Source organism: [Pantoea] beijingensis, from assembly GCF_022647505.1.
GTDB classification, from domain to species: domain Bacteria; phylum Pseudomonadota; class Gammaproteobacteria; order Enterobacterales; family Enterobacteriaceae; genus Erwinia; species Erwinia beijingensis.
This window is the reverse complement of the sequence record NZ_CP071409.1, coordinates 3061285-3088115: the sequence shown is the minus strand read 5'-3', so window position 1 is coordinate 3088115 and position 26831 is coordinate 3061285. Positions and strand designations below refer to the sequence as shown.

The following is a 26831-nucleotide window of genomic DNA, read 5'->3' as shown; positions in this document are numbered from 1 at the left end:
GACCCGCCACGGGATTAGCCGTTGATGGCTGCAGTCAGGAAATCAACAATGGCGTGAGTTTTGATCATCTGCTTTTCACCTTCACGACGCGCCTTATATTCCACTTCTTCGCTGTCGAGGTTGCGATCGCCAATGACGATAGTATGCGGTACGCCGATCAATTCCATGTCGGCGAACATCACACCCGGGCGCTCTTTACGATCGTCCAGAATGACATCAAAGCCCTTCGCACGAAGCGTGGTATATAGCTCTTCGGCTACCTCTTTTACACGAAAAGATTTGTGCATATTCATTGGCAAAATAGCGACCTGGAAAGGCGCCAGCGCTGCAGGCCAGATAATTCCGCGCTCGTCATGGTTTTGTTCAATGGCGGCAGCCACGATACGTGAGATACCGATGCCGTAGCAACCCATAGTCAGTACCTGGTTACGTCCATCTTCACCCTGCACCGATGCCTTCATCGCTTCAGAATATTTAGTCCCGAGCTGGAAAATATGCCCAACTTCAATACCGCGTTTAATCTGTAGCGTACCTTTACCATCCGGGCTGATATCGCCCTCGACGACATTTCGGATATCGGCGACCTGAGTTTCCGGTAAATCACGTAACCAGTTGATGCCAATGTAATGCTTGCCATCAATGTTCGCACCAGCGCTAAAATCACTCATTTTTGCGACGGTGCGGTCAGCAACAATCGGCACCGACAGACCAACCGGGCCTAAAGAACCCGGGCCTGCACCCACCACAGCCCGAATCTCTTCTTCCGTTGCGAAAGTGAGCGGAGCAGCAACAATATCAATTTTTTCAGCTTTGATTTCATTTAGCTCATGATCGCCGCGGACCAACAGGGCGACCAGCGTATGGCCACTCTCTGGTGTTGCTTTAACCAGCAGCGTCTTAACGGTTTTTTCAATCGGTAGATTAAACTGCTCAACCAATGCGGCGATGGTCTTTGCATCGGGTGTATCAAGTAGAGTCATCTCTTGCGTAGCGCCTGAACGCTCCCCCTGAGGGGCAACGGCTTCAGCCAGCTCAATATTTGCCGCAAAATCGGAATCGCTAGAGAACACAATGTCATCTTCACCGCTTTGCGCCAGAACCTGAAACTCATGGGATGCGCTTCCACCAATAGAGCCGGTATCAGCCTGAACTGCGCGGAAATCCAGCCCCATACGGCTAAAACTTTGGCTATAGGCGCGGTACATCGTATCGTAGGTTTCCTGCAGCGATTCCTGCGAAGTATGGAAAGAGTAAGCATCTTTCATAATAAATTCGCGTGAACGCATGACGCCGAAACGCGGGCGAACTTCATCACGAAACTTTGTCTGAATCTGATACAAATTGAGTGGCAGCTGCTTATAGGAACTTAGCTCATTGCGAATCAGATCGGTAATCACTTCTTCATGGGTGGGGCCGAGGACAAAAGGGCGCTCGCCGCGATCGACCAGGCGCAATAGTTCCGGGCCATATTGCTCCCAGCGCCCACTTTCATGCCACAGGTCCGCAGGTTGTACCACCGGCATCGAAATTTCGATGGCGCCAGTGTTGTCCATCTCTTCCCGCACGATGTTTTCGATTTTTCTCAGCACGCGCAAACCGGTTGGTAGCCAGATATACAAACCTGATGCCAGTTTGCGAATCATCCCGGCGCGCAGCATCAGCTGGTGGCTGATGACTTCGGCGTCGGCAGGGGTCTCCTTCAGAGTGGAGAGCAAATATTGAGTAGTACGCATGTTGTTATGGTTCCATTTAGCGGAGAGCTATCGAAAATAAGGTCAAAAAGCAATGGTGGCTAGTGTACCAGTGAGACTGAATCCTCAAAAGAGAGCGGGTGATAAATTAGCGAGGATCGATTGCAATAACTTCAGTTCCTGAGGTCGTTACCCGCCAACGAACGTTAAAATCCAGCAACCATGCTGCATATTCCCGATCGGGCTCATCACCTTTACGGTAGGCCGGGCGTGGATCCTGGGCCAGAACTTGTGAAATAAAACGCGCAAGGTGCGGATAATGATGGTGTAGTTTCACCAGTTGCGCCTGCGCGGGAGCCGTAAAGCATACGGGCATGGTTGCGTCAGGCGCTTGCTGAGCAAAACCCGCACGGGCATTGGGCAGCGATTCAGCAAAAGGTAGATACGGTTTGATATCAAGGATGGGCGTGCCGTCAACTAAATCAAGGCTGCCGAGTTTCAGAATGACATCTTGCTTATTACAGCGAATATCCAGCAGTTCAACCAGCGACATACCAATTGGATTCGGACGAAACGTTGAACGTGTTGCAAAGACCCCAAGGCGCGTATTCCCGCCGAGACGAGGAGGACGCACTGTTGGTCGCCACCCACTTTCCATCGTTTGATGAAAAACAAACAACAGCCATAAATGACTAAAGGACTCCAGCCCACGAATGGCTTCAGGTTGGTTGTAAGGTGACAATAGATGTAGTTCTCCGCCGCCGTCCTGGATCAGGCCCGGCTGGCGAGGAACTGCGAATTTTTCCTTCCAGGGCGAACGGATAACGCCGATTTGCTCGAAGGAAAACGCGGTCATTGATTAGATACTTTCAGTGCAGACCCTTGGCAAATGGCTTGACGATAGCAGCCCGGAGCCGATGTTACGATTTCACATTTATGTAACAGAGCGGCATTCGCTTTCATATAGGATGCGCGAATCTGCATTCTTTTACGTGCGGTATTAATATTTGCCGGGGAGTCCTGTGCGCTACTTTGGCAATCTTCACCGGAAACTTCACCAAGATCGCGGAAGGGTTTACTCACCAGATCTTCAGCATTTGTATAGAGTTTTACAGGGGCAGGGCGTGGCGCTGGTTTGGCGCGTACGGGCTCACTCTGCGTCGGCTGCGTGGTTGAGCTGCTACTGGACTCTGGAGATTTGTGCAGCACTGAACACCCTGTCAGCAAAAGTGCTAACAAACAGAGCGGTAGAACACGCATGTGAAAATCCTCATGTTTTTAGAAGTGGCGTTATTGAAGCAAGCTATGGGGGAAATAACAAGCAGTGAAGCTACACTCCACCCTTAAGGCTGCCTCTATATTGGCTATGTTGTGTAGCCTGGTCACACGTAGACCAGCATCCAGAGACCGGCTTGCTAGCATTAAGACGGAAAGAATTAAGGGTGAATGAACCACCCTTAATTCTGTTATTTAGACTGAGCCTTACCAGCCTTTTACCGCACCGCCATTGAAGATTTTATTGGCAGCTTGATCGACTTCTTCAGATTGATAAGCCTGAACGAATTTTTTCACGTTTTCAGCCTCTTTATTGTCTTCTCGTGCCACGATCATATTGACGTAAGGTGATTCTTTATCTTCAACGAAGATACCGTCTTTTGCTGGCGTCAGGCCGATCTGACTGGCATAAGTGGTATTGATCACGGCTAACGCAATCTGCTGATCGTCAAGTGAACGCGGTAGCTGCGGTGCTTCCAGCTCAACCAGTTTCAGTTTTTTCGGGTTTTCTGTCACATCCAGAACAGTTGGTAGCAGGCCAACATCGTCTTTAAGTTTGATCAGACCAACTTTCTGTAACAGCAGCAGTGAACGTCCAAGATTTGTGGGATCGTTCGGAATCGCAACCTGTGCACCCGCTTGCAACTCATCCAGTGACTGAATTTTTTTCGAATAGCCGGCGATAGGATAGACAAAGGTATTACCGACCGGAACCAGTTTATAGCCACGGTCTTTGATCTGCTGATCCAGATAAGGTTTGTGCTGGAACGCATTTACATCGATGTCGCCTTTGCTCAGTGCTTCGTTTGGCAGCACATAATCATTAAACGTAACCAATTCGACGTCCAGGCCATATTTCTCTTTTGCGACTTTTTGGGCCGCTTCTGCTACCTGTTGCTCAGCCCCAACAATCACACCAACCTTAATATGGTTGGGATCTTTTTCGTCCTGACCGCAACCGGCAAGTGCCAGTGATCCCATCAAAACGCCCAGCGTAGCGATTGTTTTAAATGTGAAAGACATATCCTTTCCTTAATAATGAATGTTGCCTAATTACTTATGCGTAACAGCCCGGACGATGCGATCGCCACAGAATTGAATTAAATATACCAGCACAACTAATAGCACTAACACCGTATTCATGACCGTGGCGTTGTAACCGATATAACCGTACTGATAACCGATTTGCCCCAAACCTCCGGCCCCTACAGCCCCACCCATTGCTGAGTAGCCAACTAACGTAATTAACGTAATTGTGGCTGCGTTCACCAGGCCTGGCAGCGCTTCTGGAAGTAAAACCTTTCTGATTATTTGCATTGGTGTGGCACCCATAGCGCGCGATGCTTCAATTAAACCGCTGGGTAATTCCAGCAATGCGTTTTCCACCATACGGGCAATAAAAGGCGCGGCACCCACGGTCAAAGGAACAATAGCCGCCTGCAGACCAATTGAGGTTCCAACAATGATGCGCGTAAATGGAATCATCCACACTAAGAGGATAATAAAGGGGATGGAGCGGAAGATGTTCACCAGCGCGGAAAGTATCCGGTATAGTTTTGCGTTCTCAATGATTTGCCCCGGCCGGGTAATATAAAGTAATACGCCAACCGGCAGGCCAATCACAAAACCAAAAAAGCCGGAGACAAAGGTCATCATCAGTGTTTCCCAAACACCACGACCTAATAGCCAGATCATTGCCTCAGACATAACCTAATACCTCAACTTTTACATGCTGTTCCTGCAGAAAGGCAATTGCAGCGGCGGTATCTGCTTCCTGGCCGTGCATTTCAGCGAGCATAATGCCGAATTTAACGCCGCCTGCATAATCCATCTGCGCGCTGATGATATTGTTATTCACATTAAAACGTCGGGCCGATTCAGATAATAATGGGGCATCGACCGATTCGCCGGTAAATTCAAGACGCAACAGGGGCACACTATCGGGGGTATTCTCCGCCTCCAGGCGCTCAATGTAATCTGCAGGAATATCAAGATGCAGCGTCGACTGGATAAATTGTTGAGCTAAAGGGGTTTTGGGATGAGAAAAGACTTCGCTAACGGTATCTTGCTCAATTAACTCACCGTTGCTAATGACCGCAACCCGATCGCAGATGCGTTTTACCACATCCATTTCATGAGTGATCAGCAAAATAGTGATCCCCAGCCGGCGATTAATATCTTTCAGTAATTCCAGTATGGAGCGTGTAGTAGCGGGATCGAGTGCGCTGGTGGCCTCATCACATAACAGCACTTTTGGATTACTGGCTAGGGCGCGCGCAATCGCGACACGTTGCTTTTGCCCTCCGGAAAGGTTAGCGGGCCAGACATCTTTTTTGTCCGATAACCCAACCAGATCCAGTAATTCAGTGACACGCTGTGATATTTCATTGCGTGTCAGGCTACCTAATTCAAGTGGAAGCGCAATGTTACCAAATACCGTGCGTGAGTTGAGCAGGTTAAAGTGCTGGAAGATCATGCCTATCTGGCGCCGTGCCTGCGTGAGTTCGCGTTCATTCAGGGCTGTAAGATCTGTACCATCAACCAATACACTGCCCGATGTTGGGCGTTCTAATAAATTTACGCAGCGAATAAGTGTACTTTTACCCGCGCCTGATGCACCGATAACGCCATAAATTTGTCCGGCAGGCACGTGCAAACTGACATTTGACAGGGCAGTTATGGTTCGTGAACTTTGCTGGAACACTTTGGTTATATTCGAAAGTTTAATCATTGATTTCTTTATTATCGCAATAAATATTGTTCATGGTGTTTGGTATAGCCAAACATCGCTACGGCGAAATTTGAATGGATGGTAGGGCATCCAGACGTCTAAATCAATCGAAGTCATCCAATCTGCCATTCTCTCTTTTATGGCAATCATGCGATACTGTTTGGCAAATCTTGTAGCAGGAGTTACTACGTGGCAGAGCTTGTTCCCGCAATTTTTCTTGATCGTGATGGTACCGTAAATATCGATCATGGCTATGTTTATGAGATCGATGATTTCCAGTTTATTGATGGCGTCATTGATGCGATGCGTGAATTGAAGGCCATGGGCTTTGCTTTGGTGCTGGTAACCAACCAGTCAGGTATTGCTCGTGGTAAGTTTAGTGAAGATCAATTCATGCAGTTAACGGAGTGGATGGATTGGTCGCTGGCTGACCGCGGTGTTGATTTGGATGGTATCTGGTTTTGTCCGCATCATCCTGAGGCAGTAGAAGATACCTACCGGCAGACATGTGACTGCCGTAAGCCTCAGCCCGGTATGCTGATTTCTGCACAAAGCGAACTGAATATTGATATGGCAGCTTCTTATATGGTTGGCGACAAAATTGACGACATGCTAGCGGGTCAGGCAGCAGGCGTAGGTAAAAAAGTCTTGGTGCGTACCGGTAAACCAGTAACCCCCGAGAGTGAAGCTGCTGCGGATTGGGTGATTACCTCTCTTGCAGAGCTCCCGAAACGTATTAAACAGGGTTAAAAAGAAGCAGGTTGTACGAAGTTGCAGCGAACAGAAAAAAAGTTGCGATTCCCTCTTGCTATCCAATCTGGTGTGCCTATAATGCGCCTCCATCGAACGGCAGCAGAGCAAACGCTCAGCGGCTGAAAGATAAAGAGAAAATTCCTGATTTAAGGGGTTGACTCTGAAAGAGGAAAGCGTAATATACGCCACCTCGCAGCAGCAGGCGAAGCCGCTGACTGCACCGCTCTTTAACAATTTATCAGACAATCTGTGTGGGCACTCGCAGGATTGATATCAACGTCTCCGGACGTAAAAAATATCAAGTCTTAAGAGTGAACACGTAATAAATTCATTACGACGTTTTCCTTGAGCATCGCTTCACGAGTTGAAGCAAATCAAACTTTAAATTGAAGAGTTTGATCATGGCTCAGATTGAACGCTGGCGGCAGGCCTAACACATGCAAGTCGAACGGTAGCACAGAAGAGCTTGCTCTTCGGGTGACGAGTGGCGGACGGGTGAGTAATGTCTGGGGATCTGCCCGATGGAGGGGGATAACTACTGGAAACGGTAGCTAATACCGCATAACGTCGCAAGACCAAAGTGGGGGACCTTCGGGCCTCACACCATCGGATGAACCCAGATGAGATTAGCTAGTAGGTGGGGTAACGGCTCACCTAGGCGACGATCTCTAGCTGGTCTGAGAGGATGACCAGCCACACTGGAACTGAGACACGGTCCAGACTCCTACGGGAGGCAGCAGTGGGGAATATTGCACAATGGGCGCAAGCCTGATGCAGCCATGCCGCGTGTATGAAGAAGGCCTTCGGGTTGTAAAGTACTTTCAGCGGGGAGGAAGGGAGAGAGGTTAATAACCTTTTTCATTGACGTTACCCGCAGAAGAAGCACCGGCTAACTCCGTGCCAGCAGCCGCGGTAATACGGAGGGTGCAAGCGTTAATCGGAATTACTGGGCGTAAAGCGCACGCAGGCGGTCTGTTAAGTCAGATGTGAAATCCCCGGGCTCAACCCGGGAACTGCATTTGAAACTGGCAGGCTTGAGTCTCGTAGAGGGGGGTAGAATTCCAGGTGTAGCGGTGAAATGCGTAGAGATCTGGAGGAATACCGGTGGCGAAGGCGGCCCCCTGGACGAAGACTGACGCTCAGGTGCGAAAGCGTGGGGAGCAAACAGGATTAGATACCCTGGTAGTCCACGCCGTAAACGATGTCGACTTGGAGGTTGTGCCCTTGAGGCGTGGCTTCCGGAGCTAACGCGTTAAGTCGACCGCCTGGGGAGTACGGCCGCAAGGTTAAAACTCAAATGAATTGACGGGGGCCCGCACAAGCGGTGGAGCATGTGGTTTAATTCGATGCAACGCGAAGAACCTTACCTGGTCTTGACATCCACAGAACTTTCCAGAGATGGATTGGTGCCTTCGGGAACTGTGAGACAGGTGCTGCATGGCTGTCGTCAGCTCGTGTTGTGAAATGTTGGGTTAAGTCCCGCAACGAGCGCAACCCTTATCCTTTGTTGCCAGCGGTTCGGCCGGGAACTCAAAGGAGACTGCCGGTGATAAACCGGAGGAAGGTGGGGATGACGTCAAGTCATCATGGCCCTTACGACCAGGGCTACACACGTGCTACAATGGCGCATACAAAGAGAAGCGACCTCGCGAGAGCAAGCGGACCTCATAAAGTGCGTCGTAGTCCGGATCGGAGTCTGCAACTCGACTCCGTGAAGTCGGAATCGCTAGTAATCGTGGATCAGAATGCCACGGTGAATACGTTCCCGGGCCTTGTACACACCGCCCGTCACACCATGGGAGTGGGTTGCAAAAGAAGTAGGTAGCTTAACCTTCGGGAGGGCGCTTACCACTTTGTGATTCATGACTGGGGTGAAGTCGTAACAAGGTAACCGTAGGGGAACCTGCGGTTGGATCACCTCCTTACCTGAAGATACTTTCCGGCGCAGTGTCCACAACAGATTGTCTGATGAAAAGAAACGAGCAGGATACCTTTATAGGCTTGTAGCTCAGGTGGTTAGAGCGCACCCCTGATAAGGGTGAGGTCGGTGGTTCAAGTCCACTCAGGCCTACCAAATTCTTACTCATGCTGCGTTATGCTCGCGGTCGTTTACTGAAGTAAACTTCCCGGTCGCATGCCTTGCCTGAGAAAGAATTAACTCTTGATTGAGTTTGGTAATAAAGGTCTCTGCAAGTGACTGTATGGGGCTATAGCTCAGCTGGGAGAGCGCCTGCCTTGCACGCAGGAGGTCAGCGGTTCGATCCCGCTTAGCTCCACCATATATGTCCTGAAATCCAATACTTCAGAGTGTACTGGCAACAGTATGCTGCGAAGTATTATGCTCTTTAACAATCCGGAACAAGCTGAAAATTGAAACGACACGTCGCGTCATTCTTCCGTAATAAAGAATGAAGGCGGTGTGTTCGAGTCTCTCAAATTATCACGACACATGTGCGTTGCAAAACGCCTGTGGGTTGTGAGGTTAAGCGACTAAGCGTACACGGTGGATGCCCTGGCAGTCAGAGGCGATGAAGGGCGTGCTAATCTGCGATAAGCGCCGGTAAGGTGATATGAACCGTTATAACCGGCGATACCCGAATGGGGAAACCCAGTGCAATCCGTTGCACTATCATGTCATGAATACATAGTGGCATGAGGCGAACCGGGGGAACTGAAACATCTAAGTACCCCGAGGAAAAGAAATCAACCGAGATTCCCCCAGTAGCGGCGAGCGAACGGGGAGGAGCCCGGAACCATCATCAGCTTGTGCATCAGTGGAAGCGTCTGGAAAGTCGCGCGACACAGGGTGAAAGCCCCGTACACGAAGATGCACCTGCTGTGAGTTCGAAGAGTAGGGCGGGACACGTGGTATCCTGTCTGAATATGGGGGGACCATCCTCCAAGGCTAAATACTCCTGACTGACCGATAGTGAACCAGTACCGTGAGGGAAAGGCGAAAAGAACCCCGGCGAGGGGAGTGAAAAAGAACCTGAAACCGTGTACGTACAAGCAGTGGGAGCCTCTTTAATGGGGTGACTGCGTACCTTTTGTATAATGGGTCAGCGACTTATATTCTGTAGCAAGGTTAACCGTATAGGGGAGCCGCAGGGAAACCGAGTCTTAACTGGGCGTTAAGTTGCAGGGTATAGACCCGAAACCCGGTGATCTAGCCATGGGCAGGTTGAAGGTTGGGTAACACTAACTGGAGGACCGAACCGACTAATGTTGAAAAATTAGCGGATGACTTGTGGCTGGGGGTGAAAGGCCAATCAAACCGGGAGATAGCTGGTTCTCCCCGAAAGCTATTTAGGTAGCGCCTCGTGAACTCATCTCCGGGGGTAGAGCACTGTTTCGGCTAGGGGGCCATCCCGGCTTACCAACCCGATGCAAACTGCGAATACCGGAGAATGTTATCACGGGAGACACACGGCGGGTGCTAACGTCCGTCGTGAAGAGGGAAACAACCCAGACCGCCAGCTAAGGTCCCAAAGTCATGGTTAAGTGGGAAACGATGTGGGAAGGCCCAGACAGCCAGGATGTTGGCTTAGAAGCAGCCATCATTTAAAGAAAGCGTAATAGCTCACTGGTCGAGTCGGCCTGCGCGGAAGATGTAACGGGGCTAAACCATGCACCGAAGCTGCGGCAGCGACGCTTATGCGTTGTTGGGTAGGGGAGCGTTCTGTAAGCCGTTGAAGGTGGCCTGTGAGGGTTGCTGGAGGTATCAGAAGTGCGAATGCTGACATAAGTAACGATAAAGCGGGTGAAAAGCCCGCTCGCCGGAAGACCAAGGGTTCCTGTCCAACGTTAATCGGGGCAGGGTGAGTCGACCCCTAAGGCGAGGCCGAAAGGCGTAGTCGATGGGAAACGGGTTAATATTCCCGTACTTGGTGTTACTGCGAAGGGGGGACGGAGAAGGCTATGTTAGCCGGGCGACGGTTGTCCCGGTTTAAGCGTGTAGGCTTGCATCCCAGGCAAATCCGGGGTGCTTTAAGGCTGAGGCGTGATGACGAGGCACTACGGTGCTGAAGTAACAAATGCCCTGCTTCCGGGAAAAGCCTCTAAGCTCCAGGTAACACTGAATCGTACCCCAAACCGACACAGGTGGTCAGGTAGAGAATACCAAGGCGCTTGAGAGAACTCGGGTGAAGGAACTAGGCAAAATGGTGCCGTAACTTCGGGAGAAGGCACGCTGGCGCGTAGGTGAAGGGACTTGCTCCCGGAGCTGAAGCCAGTCGAAGATACCAGCTGGCTGCAACTGTTTATTAAAAACACAGCACTGTGCAAACACGAAAGTGGACGTATACGGTGTGACGCCTGCCCGGTGCCGGAAGGTTAATTGATGGGGTTATCCGCAAGGAGAAGCTCTTGATCGAAGCCCCGGTAAACGGCGGCCGTAACTATAACGGTCCTAAGGTAGCGAAATTCCTTGTCGGGTAAGTTCCGACCTGCACGAATGGCGTAATGATGGCCAGGCTGTCTCCACCCGAGACTCAGTGAAATTGAACTCGCTGTGAAGATGCAGTGTACCCGCGGCAAGACGGAAAGACCCCGTGAACCTTTACTACAGCTTGACACTGAACATTGAGCCTTGATGTGTAGGATAGGTGGGAGGCTTTGAAGCGTGGACGCCAGTCTGCGTGGAGCCGACCTTGAAATACCACCCTTTAACGTTTGATGTTCTAACGTAGGCCCGTTATCCGGGCTGCGGACAGTGTCTGGTGGGTAGTTTGACTGGGGCGGTCTCCTCCTAAAGCGTAACGGAGGAGCACGAAGGTCAGCTAATCACGGTCGGACATCGTGAGGTTAGTGCAATGGCATAAGCTGGCTTGACTGCGAGAGTGACGGCTCGAGCAGGTGCGAAAGCAGGTCATAGTGATCCGGTGGTTCTGAATGGAAGGGCCATCGCTCAACGGATAAAAGGTACTCCGGGGATAACAGGCTGATACCGCCCAAGAGTTCATATCGACGGCGGTGTTTGGCACCTCGATGTCGGCTCATCACATCCTGGGGCTGAAGTAGGTCCCAAGGGTACGGCTGTTCGCCGTTTAAAGTGGTACGCGAGCTGGGTTTAGAACGTCGTGAGACAGTTCGGTCCCTATCTGCCGTGGGCGCTGGAAGACTGAGAGGGGTTGCTCCTAGTACGAGAGGACCGGAGTGAACGCACCACTGGTGTTCGGGTTGTCATGCCAATGGCATTGCCCGGTAGCTAAGTGCGGAAAAGATAAGCGCTGAAAGCATCTAAGCGCGAAACTTGCCTCGAGATGAGTCTTCCCTGACTCCTTGAGAGTCCTGAAGGGACGTTGAAGACGACGACGTTGATAGGCCGGGTGTGTAAGCGCAGCGATGCGTTGAGCTAACCGGTACTAATGACCCGTGAGGCTTAACCTTACAACGCCAGAGGCGTTTTGGTAGAGAGACGATAAAGATTTTCGGCTTGTAAACGGATAAAGAATCAGTGGCGCAGAATGAGCGTCACGAAAAGAATTTGCCTGGCGGCACTAGCGCGGTGGTCCCACCTGACCCCATGCCGAACTCAGAAGTGAAACGCCGTAGCGCCGATGGTAGTGTGGGGTCTCCCCATGCGAGAGTAGGGAACTGCCAGGCATCAGACATGACCATCCCGGTGACGCGGGGCGGGCGAAATACCTGATATCAGAAGCAACATTCTGAATTCAGTCCAGAATCGGTGGAGCGGTAGTTCAGTTGGTTAGAATACCTGCCTGTCACGCAGGGGGTCGCGGGTTCGAGCCCCGTCCGTTCCGCCACTTAAACACAGAGCCCTGACAGTAATGTCAGGGCTTTTTGTCTTATATGTGCCTGTTTTATTTCCCTTCCGACTCTTTTCTAAGTGCATATTTCTGCCCCATATACTTAAACCTACCTATATCTGCAAGGTATCAGCTGTTGAAAAAGTGTGGCGTGGTTGACATGATGGTAATCTTTAACTTAAAAGCGTTAGCGCCTAAATGGACTTAATCACGATCACTTTGCTGATAGAGGCTAACCTGCTTATCAACTTTTTTTACATGCTCACTCAGAAAGTCAATAAAAGCACGAATGCGGCTGCTGACAGCGCGATCGCTGTAATAAACAGCATTAAATGGCATCTCTACAGGTAAAACCTTATCAGCCATTAACGTGACTAATTTCCCTTCTTCGATCTCCTTATCGATCATGTAATCTGATAAACAGGCAATTCCATTACCAGAAAGGCATAGTTGTTTTAAAGTTTCACCACTGTTTGATGTTATATCCGGAGTGATTTCATAAAGCTGGCCATCTTGTTGCTGCAGTGGCCAGCGATTAAGATTTAATGGTTCAGTAAATCCAAGACAGGTATGTGTAGCAAGATCGGCGACCTTGGTCGGTCGGCTAAACTTGCTAAGATAATCCGGGGAGGCGACGACTCTGCGGTAACTGAGAAAAAGTGGTCTTGCACGGAGGCTCGAGTCTGTCAAGTTCCCTGCCCTGATAGCAATATCAACTTTTCGTTCAATTAAATTAATGAAGGTCTCAGATGAGACAAGTGAGAGTCTCATTTGTGGATAGCGTTCACGGAATGGTTTAATTAACGGCATTAAAAGGTGAAGGATAACGGGTGTGGCGGCATCAATACGCAATACACCTCTTGGCGTAAGCTGGCTTTCCATCAGTTCATTTTCCGCAGCGGCCATCTCCTGAAGCAATTTTTGTACATGACGGAAATATTTTTCTCCTTCCTGCGTCAGTTTAATCTGGCGTGTGGTACGGGTTAATAGCTCAACCCCCAATTTATTTTCGAGTTTTTTAACTGCCCGACTGACGACAGAATTGGCCATGTGAAGCTGTTCGGCAGCTCGGCTAAAACTACCACTTTCCACGACGGCAACAAAAATGATTAACTCTTCCGATGAAGCTTTCATTATTGCTCCTTTAGCAAAATAAAACGTTTATTTTTGAGCTTTCCAGCTGTTCAGGCACGGGGTAATATTATCTGTCAGTAAATAACATTGATTGTGCTTATGAGCGATTTGATGTTCATTCCTGTAATTTTTGTAAATGGTGTTCAGTGCTTGCCCGATAGCCCTGGCAGGCCGTAACGGTGAAGCTGTTTTTGCATTTGCTTACGCTCTAATATCGGTAAATCTGCCACACTGATTGAAACTCCGGTGTAAAGCCCCTATAACTGGAAGACATATTTTGCTATTTGGATATAGATAAGGATTCAGGCGGTAAAGTGCAGAAGAAAACTTATGCCATGAGATACGTCGCAGGTCAGCCAGCGGAACAAATTTTCCCGCCTGGCGCGATGTTGCATGTAGGACAGGCATTACCACCAGGTGCACCCTTACCGATGGATTCGACACTGCGAGTTTTAGTCTGGAATATTTTTAAACAACAGCGGGCCGACTGGTTATCAGTACTCCAAAATTTCGGTAAAGATGCGCATCTGGTTTTGTTGCAAGAAGCACAAACTACGCCGGAACTGATTAAGTTCGCTACCTCAAACTATCTTGCAGCCGATCAGGTTCCCGCTTTTGTATTGCCTCAACATCCTTCAGGTGTTATGACGCTTGCTGCTGCGCATCCCGTATATTGTTGTCCACTCCGCGAACGTGAGCCATTACTTCGCCTGGCAAAATCAGCCCTGGTCACGGCTTATCCGTTGCCGAATAGCGAGATGCTGATGGTTGTTAATATTCATGCTGTTAATTTCAGTCTGGGTATTGATGTCTACAGCAAACAACTGGGGCCAATCGGGGAACAGATACTTCATCATCAGGGCCCGGTTATTATGGCTGGAGATTTCAATGCCTGGAGTCGTCAGCGCATGCATGCCCTCTACCGCTTCGCGCGTGAGATGGGGTTACGTGACGTTCGTTTTACCGACGATCATCGTCGTAAAGCGTTTGGCCGCCCACTGGATTTTGTTTTCTACCGTGGTATAGACGTTGCTGCGGCATCAGTCCTTGTCACCCGTGCATCCGATCACAATCCGCTACTCGTTGAATTCCACTCTGGCAAGCCCCCGCTGATTTAAGTCGTCACGAGGCCAGCCATCATAGGGCAGGTCAGTTATGCCTGTCTGCCTGTTTTTCTAAACAATAAAGAAGGAGGTAGAGATGACAGCTAAAAGCCATCATCAACATGTTGAAGCGCAATTTGGCGATCGGGCCCAGGCTTATCTGAGTAGTGCGGTGCATGCAACTGGCCACGATTTGCAGCGTTTGTCGAAACGCTTGTCCGCTACTCCTGAGTCCTGTGTACTGGATCTCGGGTGTGGAGCAGGGCACGCCAGCTTTATTGCGGCTGAGCAGGTCCGGAACGTCGTTGCCTATGACCTCTCATCTCAAATGCTGGACGTTGTGAAGCGTACTGCCAGCGAGCGTGGCTATTCACATTTAAAGACGGAGCAAGGCTACGCGGAATCGCTGCCGTTTCCTGATGAAACCTTTGATATTGTAATTAGCCGTTATTCTGCACACCACTGGCATGACGTTGGGCAGGCGCTGCGTGAGGTTAAACGGGTATTGAAACCCGCCGGTGCCGTTATTTTTATGGATGTGAGCTCACCGGGAAACGCCGTACTGGATATCTGGTTGCAGACCATTGAAGCGCTGCGTGATACCTCCCACGTCCGTGATTATAGCCCTGGTGAGTGGTTAAACATGTTTACGAAGGCGGGGCTGATGATCAACCGTGTAACGCAAGATCGGCTGTCACTTGAGTTTTCTAACTGGGTTACACGCATGCGTACACCTGAAACCCTGGTAACCGCTATCCGCGCCTACCAGCAGTCTGCTTCTGATGAAGTAAAACGCTATTACATGTTGCAAGACGATGGAAGCTTTACCAGCGATACGCTCTTTATTGAAGCTTATAAAGCTTGAATCAGTTCGGCTTCGTTTCATTCAGATGACGCCTTGCTGAACAATGTGCCTGTACTTTTCTGACGCTGACACTGCCCTGAAATTTTTCATTAGCCGGTATCTCAGTCATAAAAAAAGAGCCAATTTCGCAATCGGCTCTTTCCTGGTATCGGCAGAAAATTGATATTTAACTCTCTGGCATTGCGTTATTACTTACAAAAAGCGTCAGCTCATCACCGGGTTGGATGCTTTTCGCACCACTTAATACATTGTTCCAACGCAATACGTCTTTCATATTAACACCATGACGTTTTGCTATGCTGGCAACAGAATCCCCTTTCCGCACCTTGTAAGTAATACTGCCGCTATTATCAGCCAGCTCGGTACTTTTACTACTGCTAACGCTCAACGTTTGCCCTGGCTTAATGTTCGCACCGCGAAGATTATTGGCACGTTGCAGATCTTTTATTGAAACGCCTAAACGTTTCGCAATGCCTGAAAGCGTGTCACCACTACGTACCTTATAGCTTGTCGCTTTACTTCCAATGTTACTGGCTAACTGCGTAGGCTGAACTGCAGAGATATCCCCTGAAGCCAGAGAATCACGAAGCTTCGCAACGTTAGATTTTGGCACCATAATGTAATGTGGCCCATTAGGCGCTGTCGTTCCACGTTTGTAACCGCTATTAAAGCTCTTAAGCTTGGTTAACGACATGCCTGCCATATCGGCAGCCTGCGTTAACTCAATCTGCTGGCCGACTTCCACTCGCGCTAAAGCGCGGCTCTCGTTCGGGGCAGGTAGCCGGATACCATAGCGCTTGTTATGCTTCAGGAGTTCACCCAGCGCTAACATCTTAGGCACATATACCGTAGTCTCACGTGGCAGTGAAAGATGCCAGAAATCGGTAGGCTTACCTCTGGCTTTATTCTGTTTCACTGCTTTCAGTACACGGCCTTCACCGCTGTTGTACGCGGCAACGGTAAGTAACCAGTCACCACCAAACATGCCATTAAGGCGCTGCATCATATCCAATGCAACTTTTGTCGAGGCGACAATATCTCGTCGTCCGTCATACCACTGGTTCTGTTTCAAACCGTAGTTACGCCCCGTCGCGGGTACAATCTGCCAAATGCCTGCGGCATTTGCTGCGGACGTCGCATGGGGGTCAAAAGCGCTCTCCACTATGGGTAGCAGTACCAGTTCCATCGGCATTTTACGTTGTTTAATCTGCTCGACTATCCAGTACATATACGGCTCTGCCCGTAATGTTACATCGTGGAGATAGCTCTTGTTCTTTAAGTACTTTTGTTTTTGTTCGCGGATCCGGCTGTTTTCCGGAACCTGCATCTTCAGCTCGTCGCTAATGAAATTCCAAAGATCCTGGTCTTGTGCGAGGCCTGTTCCATCATCCTGCCAACGCGCAGACAACATTCGATCTGGATTTTTTCCATTTTCACTTTGACCTGCCGAAGACAGACTCTGTGCATGCTGTTCCGGGATGTTAGCATCGTGCCTTGATGCCTGGCATCCCACCAGCAAGACCGAGGCGAGTAATATCGCTTTAGCCTTCATGTGTGTGTCAATAGTTTGCTTAAAAGACGAGCAACTATACGTGCTCGCTTGAGACAACACAACCAGAAAAATCAAAAATGGTCTTTGAGCTCGCGTAAGCGCGCGAAAACTTGCCATTGATGGTAAGGAGGCGAGTTAAATCCAATAATCTTTTGTAAATCAATTTCATGCGTTCGTAAAAATAAATTTATTTTCCGTTCAAATGCGAGTTTTGTAGGCAAAGTAATATGATTTTTAGCTCGTAAGTCCTTAATTTGCTGGAAACAAGCTGCAATTTCATTATCCTGGGGGAGTATGTGTTGCGCAAACTTCAAATTAGATAATGTATATTCATGGGCGCAGCAAACCAGTGAATCATCTGGAAGGTTGTTAAGTTTATGAAAAGATTCAAACATTTGTTCCGGTGTGCCTTCAAATAATCGTCCGCAGCCGCCAGAAAACATAGTGTCTCCACAAAAAATATAAGGGAAACTAAAATATGAGATATGTCCTAAAGTATGGCCAGGTGTCCCTATTACACGAAATTCGTTGCCCAAAATAGTGAAGCAATCCCCCTCACTGACAATCTCAGTGGCTCCCTTATTTTGTGTCTCTTGCGGACCATACACCACAAGCTGTGGCCATTTTTCAACCAGTTCTTTTACGCCGCCAACGTGGTCGTGATGGTGATGCGTTAGTAAAATAGCGACAGGCTGCCACTGGTTCTGTTGCAAGGTGTTGATCACGGGGGCCGCTTCGCCGGGATCGACAATCAGGCAGTGACCGCGGTCATTATTGAGTGTCCAGATGTAGTTATCCTGAAGAGCGGGAATGCTGGTAAGATTCATGAGTCACCTCTCAACGCCGTGAAGGAATGAAGATGGTAAAGCATGAAGCCCGCTAAAACACGTCAAATTCTTAATGCCCCAAACTCCTGGGCTGATATGCCTTGGGGCGACTATTTTCGCGATGCACTCTCGCAGCACCTTCAACCCTGCCTGAGTAAATTGTATGGTTTCCATTTGCTTAAAATCGGTAACCTCAGTGCGGAAATTGATACCCAGAATTGTGCTATCGCTCATCAGGTCAACGTGGGGATTGAAGGGGATTCTCTGCAAGTGATAGCCGATCCAATGCGCTTGCCATTTGAATCGAAATCAGTTGACGCTTGCTTACTGGCGCACACATTGGCCTGGAGTGGCGATCCGCATCGTATTTTACGTGAAGTCGATCGGGTATTGATTGATGATGGTTGGCTGATTATCAGCGGGTTCACGCCCTTTAGCCTGTTGGGAATGGGTAAAATGATCCCAGGATTACATCGCCGAGCGCCCTGGAGTGGCCGGATGTTCACCCAGATGCGGTTGCTGGACTGGCTCGGCCTGCTTAATTATGAAGTGATGCATCGAACCCGGTTTCAGGTCGTGCCCTGGAACAGGCAAGGGGGGAAAATGATGACGACCCATCTACCTGCGTTAGGATGCCTGAATATTGTTGTTGCCAGGAAACGTACTTTCCCGCTAACGATGAACCCCGCAAAAAAGCGTGCTGGAAAGGCGCAGTTGCGGCCAGCAGTGAATGCGGCGCGGCAACTGCGTAAGACACGGGATCAGGATTCCTGCTGATAGCCGACATCGTCAATGGTAGGACTGCTGGCGGCCTTTCGCGCCAATTCATCACAGCGCTCGTTCTCTGGATGTCCAGCATGGCCTTTTACCCATTCCCACTTAATTTCATGGTGGCTCAGGGCAGCATCGAGCCGTTTCCAAAGATCGACATTCTTAACCGGTTTCTTATCGGCCGTTTTCCAGCCGCGTTTTTTCCAGTTGTGAATCCAACTGGTAATCCCCTGGCGTACATATTGGCTATCGGTGCTAACGCACACCACGCAAGGCTGTGTTAATGCTTCAAGAGCAACAATCGCTGCCATGAGCTCCATGCGATTGTTCGTTGTAAGGTGATACCCGGCACTAAAAAATTTTTCGTGTTGTTGGTAGCGCAAGATTGCGCCATAACCACCGGGTCCAGGGTTGCCAAGACAGGAACCATCAGTGAAAATTTCTACCTCTTTGCGCATCGCGGATAGACTTCCTTCTGCAAAAAAAACAAGTCTGACATAAACCGGCTCGGGAAACATTGCAATTACACGTCAGGAATACACCTTAATGCACGCAAAAGGTGATTTCTATTCGCAAACTCAGGTATTCCGGCTATTGATACCACTCCGATAGCAATATCAACCCTACCGTATTTGATGCGTGCAGGCGTGTTTGCGGTGAAATTACAGGGATAAAGATAGGGGCAGGATGGTTCCCGGATAGCAACGTCGCTGTTAATATACCTGCTGTACAGCATCGCGGGCTGCATCAGTCGCGCATTTTTTTCTTCTCCGATGAGTTAATTTCCAACGGGTGATGGTTATCGACACAAATAGCGCTAACAGGATTATCGTCCTTGATACAGAAACCACGGGTATGAACATGATTGGTGTTCATTACGAAGGGCACCGTATTATCGAAATCGGCGCTGTTGAAGTCGTTAATCGGCGTCTGACGGGTAATAACTTTCATCTTTATCTCAAGCCGGATCGGCTGGTGGACCCTGAAGCATTTGGTGTTCATGGTATCGCCGATGAATTTCTTGCGGATAAACCTGCTTTTAGCGAGATTGCCGATGAGTTTCTCGACTACATCCGTGGGGCCGAACTGGTCATCCATAATGCTTCGTTTGATATCGGTTTTATGGATTATGAATTCAGTAAGCTGAAGCGCGATATTCCTAAAACGGATACCTTCTGTAAAATTACCGACAGCTTGCTGATGGCGCGCAAGTTGTTTCCGGGAAAGCGTAATAGCCTTGATGCACTGTGTTCACGTTATGAAATAGATAACAGTAAGCGGACGTTGCACGGCGCATTGCTTGATGCGGAGATCCTTGCTGAGGTCTTCCTGGCAATGACCGGCGGGCAAACGTCGCTGGCATTTTCCGTTGAAGGCGAGCGTAAGGAAGCGGATGGTAGCGCAAGTATTCAACGGATTGTACGGCCGGCGTCAGCGCTACGTGTCGTACAGGCGACGGATGAAGAGGCAATGGCGCATGAACAGCGTCTGGACCTGGTGATGAAGAAGGGAGGAAGTTGTCTGTGGCGCGCTTAAGTGTATCAAAACGCATTAAAAAAACACCATTGCGATGAAATTTCAGGCAACTGAATCAGAATCAACGAAAAAGCATTGACGGTTTAACCTGGTCGTCTTAATATTCGCCCCGTTCCCGACGGGGAACACAGCGCGGAGCGGTAGTTCAGTTGGTTAGAATACCTGCCTGTCACGCAGGGGGTCGCGGGTTCGAGCCCCGTCCGTTCCGCCACTATTCAGGGCCATGTTAGTCACTAACGTGGCCCTTTTCTTTTCTGTATTTTCAATATACGACTTAGCATCCCTGGGCCGACCGGCTTCCCCGGGGGCTGTAGCTGAAATATTTTCTCACATTCCTTTCCAGCTTATTGCCCTTTTATCGGGAATTTTTGGCTACTGAATACTACTTAACAATTTTGACAATTCTTTTTCCCCTAAAATAAGCCAAGAAAATGCCCACTATAAATAATAAGCCTGCCGGTTATGGTGCTTACTATTCTCAAGAGCCGATGGCCGGTTATTAAGTCCCAGCGGCGCCTATAGGTAATCGCACTCTTCCTCTGCCTCAAGAGCAACAGCCTGCAAGTCGTCGCATCTATGCTGAGCCTCAGCCTGGGGCACGTCATTATGCCCCTCCGCCAGCAGATAACCGTATGCATCCTCAGTTCCAGCAGAGGCCTATGGCAAGCCAAAATGCTGCGGTGCTCCAACAGCAACAGCCTGCAAGTCGTCGCATCTATGCTGAGCCTCAGCCTGGGGATCGTCATTATGCTTCTCTGCCAGCAGGTAGCCGCATACATCCCCAGTTTCAGCAAGAGAGAGCCGGTGTTGCTGCTGAAAATGTTTTTCCTCGAATCCCTAATCCTCCGCCAGAGAGTAAAAATAGCCTGTGGGCTCGATTTAATCAGATGTCGCTTCACAGGCGGCAGGACAAGGTCGAATTCGACAACCGGGGTAATGACGCAGCGGCAACGCAGAGAGAGTCGAGCTGGTCAGTAAATGTGCTGCGATCTATCCATCCTGACCTTGCTACAAATTTTTTGCAGCATATAGCAAGTCTGATAACGGGGCCTTTAACGGCGACCACTGAATTTAAACAGAAGTTTAAAGCGTCTCTCGAATCCAGGAATATCAGTCCTACGGATGTTGCTGCACTAATGACGGGGTTTGAGCATGCCGAGACGCTAAAACAATCCATTCAGGACGGTGTTATAAGAAATGAAACTCCAACCGCGCTGATTTTGCGTCTGGTTGAGAGTAATGATTTTAAGATAATGCTCGATCTGAATGGCATGCTTTTAGAAGCTCGAGATCCTGAGACTCGCAGAGCGATTCGTAGACAGCCCTTATTCAGAGACCGGGGACGCATAGACGTACCCAAGGAACGGGTGAGATCGCAGAGCGTATATAACCGTCATGCCGGTATTGCGGATGAGCTACATCGGCGTCCGTCAACAGAGAACTTCTTTAATAGAAATATTAACCACGCCAAGTCATCTAATATGCGGGACCCTTTATCAGAGACAGCAAAGCAGTTTAGCAAAAGTGGCACCCCTTTTATTGCAGGTGCTTCCGGTACCATGCAGGTTATTCTCCATCATATGGAACAGGAGAAACCCTACGCATCGCTCACTGCGAAGGAACGTCAGAGCGTTGAAACCAATATACTCATACACACGGCGCTATTGGTTGCCTCGGGACACCACAGTATCGTTGAAGTGCTACAACCGGGTCGTAAGCTCGGTTATTTCAGCGACCTTCCCGATCCGTTGCAAGGTAAAAAGGGGTATCGGAACTTTATGCGTGCCCTGGATTCACGGCTTGCAGCACTAAATTTGAGCGCTGCCACCCGACTCGGAGTGTAATCTAACGCTATTTACGCTGTCTTGCGGGCAAAGGGGAATACGCTAAGCATCATCCTTACGGATACATAGGCAGGATCTGCATTCTGGCGCAGCGGGAAGGGGCTGAGTAATCTCGACCCCTTGTCGTTCACCCGTACGAAAATAGAATCAGCTCATCAGGCTAACTTGCGCCGCAACGATCCGCCAGCCACAGGGCAGCTTCACCCATGTTTGTTGTTGGCGGCCTATTTTCTCGCTACCTTCGCGAGTGAACTCCGTACTGCATACGGCATAATCCTCGCCAAAGCTCGTGATAACGGTATTATTTAACTGGCGATCCAGCCCCACTGAAGGGCGGGCTGAACGAAATGCCCTGATCGCCTCAATACCATATAAATTCTCGCCAGCGCCCAGCCGTACAGTACGATCATCATGCCAGAACAATTCATCCAGCACGGCGATATCATTACTGATTAATGCCTGCTCATAACGGTAAAAGGCTGCGGTAACTTCGGCAAGAATGGCCGGACGATCGATATATTCACTTTTCATCTTATTAATCCATAGTGGCGGCTTGCGCCTTAACCAAACCTTGTTGTTCAAGCGCACGGGCGGCGCGCAGGCACAGATCCTCTTTAAAAGGGGCTGCGATCAGTTGCAAACCAATGGGTAATCCGCTGGTCGTTTGTAACGGAACGGTGGTAACCGGTAATCCAAGAAAAGAGATCGGCTGCGTCAGCATGCCCATATTGGCCCGGGTCGGTAAATCGATGCCGTTAATACGAATAGTTTCCTGACCAATTATTGTGGCGCTACAGGGTGTTGCAGGAGCGATCAGCACATCATAGCGATCAAACAGCGGTAGAACCTGCTGCTGGAAATGTCGGCGGAAGCGCTGGGCCTGAACGTACCATGCTGCGGGGATCATGCTGCCAGCCAGCAGACGCTCGCGTGATAGCGGCTCAAACTTTTCAGGATGACTACGCAACTGCGGTAAATAGTGATTACCTCCTTCAGAGGCGGTGATTAAAAAAGCCGATGCGCGGGCGATTTCAACTTCAGGAAGAAGCACCTCCTCACTGGCGTGTAACGCCTGTGCTGCGGCGATCACGGCATCACGCGCATCGTCATTACACCAGGTTTGAAAATAGCCGCTGAGTACGCCACAGCGTAATCCTTCCTGTCCACGCTCCAATGTTTCGGCAGCAGGCTGCACTGCCATGCCCGCCTGGAAGGCATCGCTGCCATCATGTCCCTGCAATGCATCATAAACGGTGGCTAAATCTTCGCTGCTGCGGGCAAAGGGGCCAATATGGTCAAGACTGGCCACAAAGGGATGGCTCCCGCTGCGGGATAAGCGGCCAAAGGTTGGCTTTAACCCCAGGATCCCACACAGTGAAGCAGGTACGCGAATCGAACCGTTGGTATCTGTGCCCAATGAAAAGTGCACGATACCGGCCGCGACGGCCGCGGCAGAGCCGCCGGATGATCCGCCCGCAATACGCGTCAAATCGTGCGGATTGTGTGTTGCGCCATAATGGCTATTTTCGGTGGTAAAACCGTAGGCATAAGCGTCCATATTTACCATGCCGGAGAGCAGGGCACCGGACTGCGCCAGTTTTTCTATGGCCCATGCATCGCTTCGCGCGGGAGCGCGATCGCTGAACAGGCTGGCACCTGCCAGTGTGCTGTAGCCCGCAACATCAAAAAGATTTTTTACCGCATAAGGTATACCCGCAAGCGGTGGTAAGGTCTGCCCGTCATGGCGCTGGCGATCCACCCAATCGGCTTCCTGCAACATGCGCGCTTGGGTAACTTCGGTCCAGGCGTTAAGTGACGGATTATATTTTTCAATATCCGCCAGGGTCTGTTCGGCAATATCGCGTGCGCTGAGATCGCCATTTTTGAGCGCACGCTGAATTTGTGCAATTGAGAGTGAGGCGAACGTCATGCTTTATAGACTCCCGCAACTTCCAGCCGATCGTCCAGCGGGAAGGCCATTAACGGGGCCGCCATTGCAGCAATACGGGTAAACTGCGTCAGCAATTCGGCTCGGCGAACATCGTCCAGATCCAGTGCCAGCACCTGCTCCATCTGTGCGAGATAGGCGGACCAATCGGTTATTTGTGTCATCATAATCTCCTGTTAGAACCCTGCGGCACTGCCATTGCTGCGCGGATCGAACGCGCCCTCCAGCATGCCATTAATGTGACGAACGATAGCACCTGCATGACCGACGGCTTCACTGTAGTCCGGTAGCATTTCGACTTCATGGCCCAGTGCGCGCAGTGCGGAAACTGTTTCTGTGGAAAAACGCGCTTCCAGTTTCAGCGAGTCTGAGGACTGCCCCCAGGTTCGCCCTAAAAGCCAACGTGGTGCGCTTATCGTTTGTTGTAGCGGCAAGCCCTGCACGACATGGCGTGTAAAAATGGCTGCCTGGGTCTGTGGCTGACCGTCCCCCCCCATTGATCCGTAGACCATGGTGCGGCCATCGTGCAGGCGTGCAGCGGCAGGGTTGAGCGTATGAAAAGGCTGCTTGCCGGGCGCGAGGGCCAACATATGCGTCGGATCAAGGCTGAACGAAGCGCCGCGATTTTGCCAGATGATGCCGGTATCAGGCAGGACCACGCCGCTGCCAAATTCGTGATAAATACTTTGAATAAAGGAAACGGCCAGTCCGCTGCTGTCCATCACGCCCATCCAGACAGTATCGCCCGGTCCGCGTCCCGTTCCCCACGGCGCTGCCTGATGGTCATCAAGTGTCGCGGCGAGCTCAGCAAGCAGTGTCGAGTCGAGCAGATCCTGCATATCTTCGGTGATATAACGCGGGTCGGTAATGAATTTATCGCGTAGGCCAAAGGCGAGTTTAGTGGCTTCGACGATGCGATGAATAGTTTGCGCATCGTTGGCGTTTACCATATCTAAACAATCGGTGATGCCCAAAATGGCCAGAGATACCAAGCCCTGCGTGGGGGGCGGTATATTGAATATATCGCCCTGCTGATGAGAAACGCGCAGCGGTGTAAGGCGTTTCGCGTGGTGATTTTGTAAGTCCTCCAACGTCAGCGGCATTTCCAACTGCGACATGCCGAGAGCCAGCTTATGCGCCAGTGTACCGCGATAGAAACTATCCAGACCTTCTTCGGTGAGGAGGCATAATGTATTGGCGAGGTCCGGCTGAGTAAACCGGCTACCGGCAGCAGGGGGGGCGCCGTTAAGTAAAAAGGTCCGGGCAAAGCCAGGCTGATCCACCAATTCCCTGAGTTTGTTCTGCGTTGCGTCTGCCTGAGAGTGGGTGACAGGAATACCATCGGCAGCATAACGGATGGCATCACCCAGCAGGCGTGCCAGGGGTTTTTGAACGCCGCCTAATTCACTGGATACCGCCAGTGCTTCGCTCCATCCGCTTACGGTACCGGCTACGGTGAGCGCAGCCTTTGGCCCACGGTGTGGGATAGTTTTCTGGCCATGATAGAAATTTAAATCGGCTAACGTCCCCGCGGCACCGCTGGCATCAATGGCTATCGGTTCCCCCTGAGGCGGGACGATCAACCAGAAGCCATCCCCCCCCAAACCGTTCATATGTGGATAAACAACGGCGATGGTTGCTGCTGCCGCGACCATCGCTTCGATGGCGTTACCGCCTTCGCGCAGTATCGCAAGTGCGCTTTCACTTGCCAGGTGATGCGGAGTGACTGCCATCCCTAACGGGGCGATATTACTTTGAATCATTTTCCACCTTTTATGACCGTCATACCGCAAGCTGCGGGTTAGTTGCTTTTCCCTGCGAGTCCTGAGTTTGCGGTGCCCTGCATTGCAAATCATTCAGGGGCTTTCGGTTACAGAGAAGAACAGTGAAGCAAGAGGCGTTCCAGGTTTCCATATTTTTTCCGAGTGACATATTGCAGAAGGGCGATGGGTTCAGATAATTGGCATCTTGGTTAAATATGTTATGGTCTGTGAAACGAAAGTTACATGAGATTGCCATGAAACAACTTGATGAACGCCTCAGAAGCCATTACGCGCAGCTTTCACCGCAGGAACAGCGGATTGCCGATTTTGTCTTCGATCATTATGACGATCTCATTAGCTATAACAGCGCGGAACTGGCGCGCCTTAGCGGTGTATCTAAAGCGACGGTGAGTCGCTTGTTTAAGCGCATGGGCTATGAAAAGTATAAAGATATGCGTGATGAATTACGCACATTGCGCCAAAGCGGTATGCCGTTAACAGACAATCGTGATGCGGTACAGGGTAATACGTTGCTGGCCCGACATTATAAACAAGAAGTGGCAAATCTGACGCATTGGGTCAACAGTATTGATGCCACCCAATTTGGCGAGATTATCACCGCGCTGATTGGCAGTAAAAGGGTCGTGATTGTAGGAATGCGTAATGCGTATCCGGTCGCACTGCACTTGCGCCAGCAGTTGTTACAGGTGCGAGCGGGGGTCAGCCTGCTTCCTCAGCCTGGGCAAACGCTGGGGGAAGAGTTGGTGGATATCACATCAGAAGATATGGTGATTGTGGTGGCATTCCGTCGACGTCCGCGTATTCTGAAACCGCTGTTACAGCAGCTTCAGCAGCATAAAATCCCGTTGCTCATCCTGTGTGAGCCGCAAGCTCAGAGCGTGTTGGCATTGTCTCGCTGGCAACTCTGTACCCCGTTGGACAGCGTCTCTGCATTTGACAGCTATGCATCGGCTATGAGCCTGATTAATCTGCTGTCTAATGCGCTGCTGCATGAATTATTGTCACAGGGGCGTCAACGCATTCACCTTATTGCTGATGTGTATCAGCAGCTGGATGAGCTGGAACAGCGATAATGGGGCGCCATTTTGGTGCCATGCCTCATTTTGGTTCAATAATATCCTCGTAATACACGCGCATTTTCCCTTCTTTGCCTGTCTGATGCGTTTTTCAGCAAAAAATAATATTCCGGCTTCTTTGGCACATTAGTTGCAGAATGCTCTTTCAGGAATCTTTCGTTTCATGTTCACTG

General features: G+C 50.2%; 21 protein-coding genes, 4 tRNA genes and 3 rRNA genes. 14 read left to right on the top strand and 14 right to left on the bottom strand.

All coding sequences use genetic code 11. The features are described from left to right. Positions 1 to 14 precede the first annotated feature (14 nt). From proS to metN, 6 genes are all read right to left on the bottom strand, one after another. Positions 15 to 1733 (bottom strand): proline--tRNA ligase, encoded by a 1719-nt coding sequence (gene proS, locus J1C60_RS14085; RefSeq protein ID WP_128179453.1) that lies wholly within the window; start codon positions 1731 to 1733, stop codon positions 15 to 17. Positions 1734 to 1839: 106 nt separating this feature from the next. Then, positions 1840 to 2547 carry a tRNA (N6-threonylcarbamoyladenosine(37)-N6)-methyltransferase TrmO gene (tsaA, locus tag J1C60_RS14080; RefSeq protein WP_128179452.1) on the bottom strand — a complete coding sequence of 236 codons (708 nt, stop codon included), beginning with the start codon at positions 2545 to 2547 and terminating at the stop codon, positions 1840 to 1842. Then, positions 2544 to 2951, bottom strand: coding sequence for an Rcs stress response system protein RcsF (gene rcsF / locus J1C60_RS14075; RefSeq protein ID WP_128179451.1), 408 nt, complete (start codon positions 2949 to 2951; stop codon positions 2544 to 2546). The genes tsaA and rcsF overlap by 4 nt, the downstream gene beginning before the upstream one ends. Positions 2952 to 3173: 222 nt before the next feature. Next, positions 3174 to 3989 carry a MetQ/NlpA family lipoprotein gene (locus J1C60_RS14070; RefSeq protein ID WP_128179450.1) on the bottom strand — a complete coding sequence of 272 codons (816 nt, stop codon included), beginning with the start codon at positions 3987 to 3989 and terminating at the stop codon, positions 3174 to 3176. Between the two features lie 30 nt (positions 3990 to 4019). Next, positions 4020 to 4673: a methionine ABC transporter permease MetI gene (locus J1C60_RS14065; RefSeq protein ID WP_128179449.1), complete on the bottom strand. Its 654-nt coding sequence runs from the start codon at positions 4671 to 4673 to the stop codon at positions 4020 to 4022. Then, entirely contained in the window at positions 4666 to 5697 is a 1032-nt protein-coding gene (metN, locus tag J1C60_RS14060) for a methionine ABC transporter ATP-binding protein MetN (RefSeq protein ID WP_128179448.1), read from the bottom strand. Before metN ends, J1C60_RS14065 begins: the two co-directional genes overlap by 8 nt. Before the next feature lie 189 nt (positions 5698 to 5886). Here metN and gmhB point away from each other — a divergent pair, with 189 nt between their 5' ends. From gmhB to J1C60_RS14025, 7 genes are all read left to right on the top strand, one after another. Then, positions 5887 to 6447: a D-glycero-beta-D-manno-heptose 1,7-bisphosphate 7-phosphatase gene (gmhB, locus tag J1C60_RS14055; protein WP_128179447.1), complete on the top strand. Its 561-nt coding sequence runs from the start codon at positions 5887 to 5889 to the stop codon at positions 6445 to 6447. Between the two features lie 386 nt (positions 6448 to 6833). After that, a 16S ribosomal RNA gene (locus J1C60_RS14050) occupies positions 6834 to 8375 on the top strand. 72 nt (positions 8376 to 8447) lie between these two features. Next, positions 8448 to 8524: transfer RNA gene (locus tag J1C60_RS14045), tRNA-Ile, on the top strand. Positions 8525 to 8653: 129 nt separating this feature from the next. Then, positions 8654 to 8729 (top strand) — tRNA-Ala (locus tag J1C60_RS14040). A 201-nt stretch (positions 8730 to 8930) separates the two neighbouring features. After that, positions 8931 to 11838 (top strand): 23S ribosomal RNA (locus J1C60_RS14035). Positions 11839 to 11938: 100 nt separating this feature from the next. Then, a 5S ribosomal RNA gene (gene rrf, locus J1C60_RS14030) occupies positions 11939 to 12054 on the top strand. Together the 16S, 23S and 5S rRNA genes with 3 tRNA genes alongside form the textbook arrangement of a ribosomal RNA operon. An 84-nt stretch (positions 12055 to 12138) precedes the next feature. Then, a tRNA-Asp gene (locus J1C60_RS14025) sits at positions 12139 to 12215 on the top strand. A 207-nt stretch (positions 12216 to 12422) separates the two neighbouring features. Here J1C60_RS14025 and yafC read toward each other — a convergent pair. After that, positions 12423 to 13352: a DNA-binding transcriptional regulator YafC gene (yafC, locus tag J1C60_RS14020; protein WP_128176624.1), complete on the bottom strand. Its 930-nt coding sequence runs from the start codon at positions 13350 to 13352 to the stop codon at positions 12423 to 12425. A gap of 314 nt (positions 13353 to 13666) precedes the next feature. On the opposite strand from yafC, the gene J1C60_RS14015 reads away from it, so the two are divergent. Both J1C60_RS14015 and J1C60_RS14010 read left to right on the top strand, forming a co-directional pair. Next, a complete protein-coding gene (locus tag J1C60_RS14015; RefSeq protein WP_128176626.1) occupies positions 13667 to 14470 on the top strand; it encodes an endonuclease/exonuclease/phosphatase family protein in 804 nt (267 codons plus the stop codon). Between the two features lie 82 nt (positions 14471 to 14552). Further along, entirely contained in the window at positions 14553 to 15320 is a 768-nt protein-coding gene (locus J1C60_RS14010) for a class I SAM-dependent methyltransferase (RefSeq protein WP_128176628.1), read from the top strand. A gap of 166 nt (positions 15321 to 15486) precedes the next feature. On the opposite strand, the gene mltD is transcribed toward J1C60_RS14010, so the two are convergent. After that, complete coding sequence (mltD, locus tag J1C60_RS14005) at positions 15487 to 16872, bottom strand: murein transglycosylase D (protein ID WP_128176630.1); 1386 nt, start codon at positions 16870 to 16872, stop codon at positions 15487 to 15489. Positions 16873 to 16943: 71 nt separating this feature from the next. Beyond that, positions 16944 to 17699: a hydroxyacylglutathione hydrolase gene (gloB, locus tag J1C60_RS14000; RefSeq protein WP_128176632.1), complete on the bottom strand. Its 756-nt coding sequence runs from the start codon at positions 17697 to 17699 to the stop codon at positions 16944 to 16946. Positions 17700 to 17741: 42 nt separating this feature from the next. On the opposite strand from gloB, the gene J1C60_RS13995 reads away from it, so the two are divergent. Beyond that, entirely contained in the window at positions 17742 to 18476 is a 735-nt protein-coding gene (locus J1C60_RS13995; RefSeq protein ID WP_128176634.1) for a class I SAM-dependent methyltransferase, read from the top strand. Here the strand turns inward: J1C60_RS13995 and rnhA are convergent. Next, positions 18461 to 18988, bottom strand: coding sequence for a ribonuclease HI (gene rnhA / locus J1C60_RS13990; RefSeq protein WP_164877278.1), 528 nt, complete (start codon positions 18986 to 18988; stop codon positions 18461 to 18463). The two genes, J1C60_RS13995 and rnhA, sit on opposite strands and share 16 nt — an antisense overlap. 277 nt (positions 18989 to 19265) lie before the next feature. Here rnhA and dnaQ point away from each other — a divergent pair, with 277 nt between their 5' ends. From dnaQ to J1C60_RS13975, 3 genes are all read left to right on the top strand, one after another. Continuing rightward, positions 19266 to 20006, top strand: coding sequence for a DNA polymerase III subunit epsilon (gene dnaQ / locus J1C60_RS13985; RefSeq protein WP_128176638.1), 741 nt, complete (start codon positions 19266 to 19268; stop codon positions 20004 to 20006). Between the two features lie 134 nt (positions 20007 to 20140). Then, positions 20141 to 20217, top strand: a tRNA-Asp gene (locus J1C60_RS13980). 448 nt (positions 20218 to 20665) lie between these two features. Beyond that, the gene (locus J1C60_RS13975) at positions 20666 to 21850 is read left to right on the top strand and encodes a hypothetical protein (RefSeq protein ID WP_128176640.1); all 1185 of its coding nucleotides are present in this window, start codon (positions 20666 to 20668) and stop codon (positions 21848 to 21850) included. A gap of 147 nt (positions 21851 to 21997) precedes the next feature. On the opposite strand, the gene hpxZ is transcribed toward J1C60_RS13975, so the two are convergent. The 4 genes from hpxZ to J1C60_RS13955 are packed head-to-tail and all read right to left on the bottom strand — an operon-like array spanning position 21998 to position 25561. Then, the gene (gene hpxZ, locus J1C60_RS13970; RefSeq protein WP_128176642.1) at positions 21998 to 22381 is read right to left on the bottom strand and encodes an oxalurate catabolism protein HpxZ; all 384 of its coding nucleotides are present in this window, start codon (positions 22379 to 22381) and stop codon (positions 21998 to 22000) included. A gap of 4 nt (positions 22382 to 22385) precedes the next feature. After that, positions 22386 to 23780 (bottom strand): AtzE family amidohydrolase, encoded by a 1395-nt coding sequence (locus tag J1C60_RS13965; protein ID WP_128176644.1) that lies wholly within the window; start codon positions 23778 to 23780, stop codon positions 22386 to 22388. Beyond that, positions 23777 to 23962, bottom strand: coding sequence for an oxalurate catabolism protein HpxX (gene hpxX / locus J1C60_RS13960; RefSeq protein WP_182611459.1), 186 nt, complete (start codon positions 23960 to 23962; stop codon positions 23777 to 23779). Before hpxX ends, J1C60_RS13965 begins: the two co-directional genes overlap by 4 nt. A 12-nt stretch (positions 23963 to 23974) precedes the next feature. Beyond that, positions 23975 to 25561 carry a gamma-glutamyltransferase family protein gene (locus J1C60_RS13955; RefSeq protein ID WP_128176648.1) on the bottom strand — a complete coding sequence of 529 codons (1587 nt, stop codon included), beginning with the start codon at positions 25559 to 25561 and terminating at the stop codon, positions 23975 to 23977. Between the two features lie 254 nt (positions 25562 to 25815). Between J1C60_RS13955 and hpxU the strand changes: the two genes are divergently transcribed. Next, on the top strand, positions 25816 to 26655 hold the full coding sequence (gene hpxU / locus J1C60_RS13950) for a MurR/RpiR family transcriptional regulator HpxU (RefSeq protein WP_128176650.1): 840 nt from the start codon (positions 25816 to 25818) through the stop codon (positions 26653 to 26655). Positions 26656 to 26831 lie beyond the last annotated feature (176 nt).

Excerpts from the sequence above, each read along its gene's own strand:
- proS (WP_128179453.1), bottom strand. The coding sequence starts at position 1,733 with ATGCGTACTACTCAATATTTGCTCTCCACTCTGAAGGAGACCCCTGCC.
- tsaA (WP_128179452.1), bottom strand. The coding sequence starts at position 2,547 with ATGACCGCGTTTTCCTTCGAGCAAATCGGCGTTATCCGTTCGCCCTGG.
- rcsF (WP_128179451.1), bottom strand. The coding sequence starts at position 2,951 with ATGCGTGTTCTACCGCTCTGTTTGTTAGCACTTTTGCTGACAGGGTGT.
- J1C60_RS14070 (WP_128179450.1), bottom strand. The coding sequence starts at position 3,989 with ATGTCTTTCACATTTAAAACAATCGCTACGCTGGGCGTTTTGATGGGA.
- J1C60_RS14065 (WP_128179449.1), bottom strand. The coding sequence starts at position 4,673 with ATGTCTGAGGCAATGATCTGGCTATTAGGTCGTGGTGTTTGGGAAACA.
- metN (WP_128179448.1), bottom strand. The coding sequence starts at position 5,697 with ATGATTAAACTTTCGAATATAACCAAAGTGTTCCAGCAAAGTTCACGA.
- yafC (WP_128176624.1), bottom strand. The coding sequence starts at position 13,352 with ATGAAAGCTTCATCGGAAGAGTTAATCATTTTTGTTGCCGTCGTGGAA.
- J1C60_RS14010 (WP_128176628.1), top strand. The coding sequence starts at position 14,553 with ATGACAGCTAAAAGCCATCATCAACATGTTGAAGCGCAATTTGGCGAT.
- mltD (WP_128176630.1), bottom strand. The coding sequence starts at position 16,872 with ATGAAGGCTAAAGCGATATTACTCGCCTCGGTCTTGCTGGTGGGATGC.
- gloB (WP_128176632.1), bottom strand. The coding sequence starts at position 17,699 with ATGAATCTTACCAGCATTCCCGCTCTTCAGGATAACTACATCTGGACA.
- J1C60_RS13995 (WP_128176634.1), top strand. The coding sequence starts at position 17,742 with ATGAAGCCCGCTAAAACACGTCAAATTCTTAATGCCCCAAACTCCTGG.
- rnhA (WP_164877278.1), bottom strand. The coding sequence starts at position 18,988 with ATGTTTCCCGAGCCGGTTTATGTCAGACTTGTTTTTTTTGCAGAAGGA.
- dnaQ (WP_128176638.1), top strand. The coding sequence starts at position 19,266 with ATGGTTATCGACACAAATAGCGCTAACAGGATTATCGTCCTTGATACA.
- J1C60_RS13975 (WP_128176640.1), top strand. The coding sequence starts at position 20,666 with ATGGCAAGCCAAAATGCTGCGGTGCTCCAACAGCAACAGCCTGCAAGT.
- hpxZ (WP_128176642.1), bottom strand. The coding sequence starts at position 22,381 with ATGAAAAGTGAATATATCGATCGTCCGGCCATTCTTGCCGAAGTTACC.
- J1C60_RS13965 (WP_128176644.1), bottom strand. The coding sequence starts at position 23,780 with ATGACGTTCGCCTCACTCTCAATTGCACAAATTCAGCGTGCGCTCAAA.
- hpxX (WP_182611459.1), bottom strand. The coding sequence starts at position 23,962 with ATGACACAAATAACCGATTGGTCCGCCTATCTCGCACAGATGGAGCAG.
- J1C60_RS13955 (WP_128176648.1), bottom strand. The coding sequence starts at position 25,561 with ATGATTCAAAGTAATATCGCCCCGTTAGGGATGGCAGTCACTCCGCAT.
- hpxU (WP_128176650.1), top strand. The coding sequence starts at position 25,816 with ATGAAACAACTTGATGAACGCCTCAGAAGCCATTACGCGCAGCTTTCA.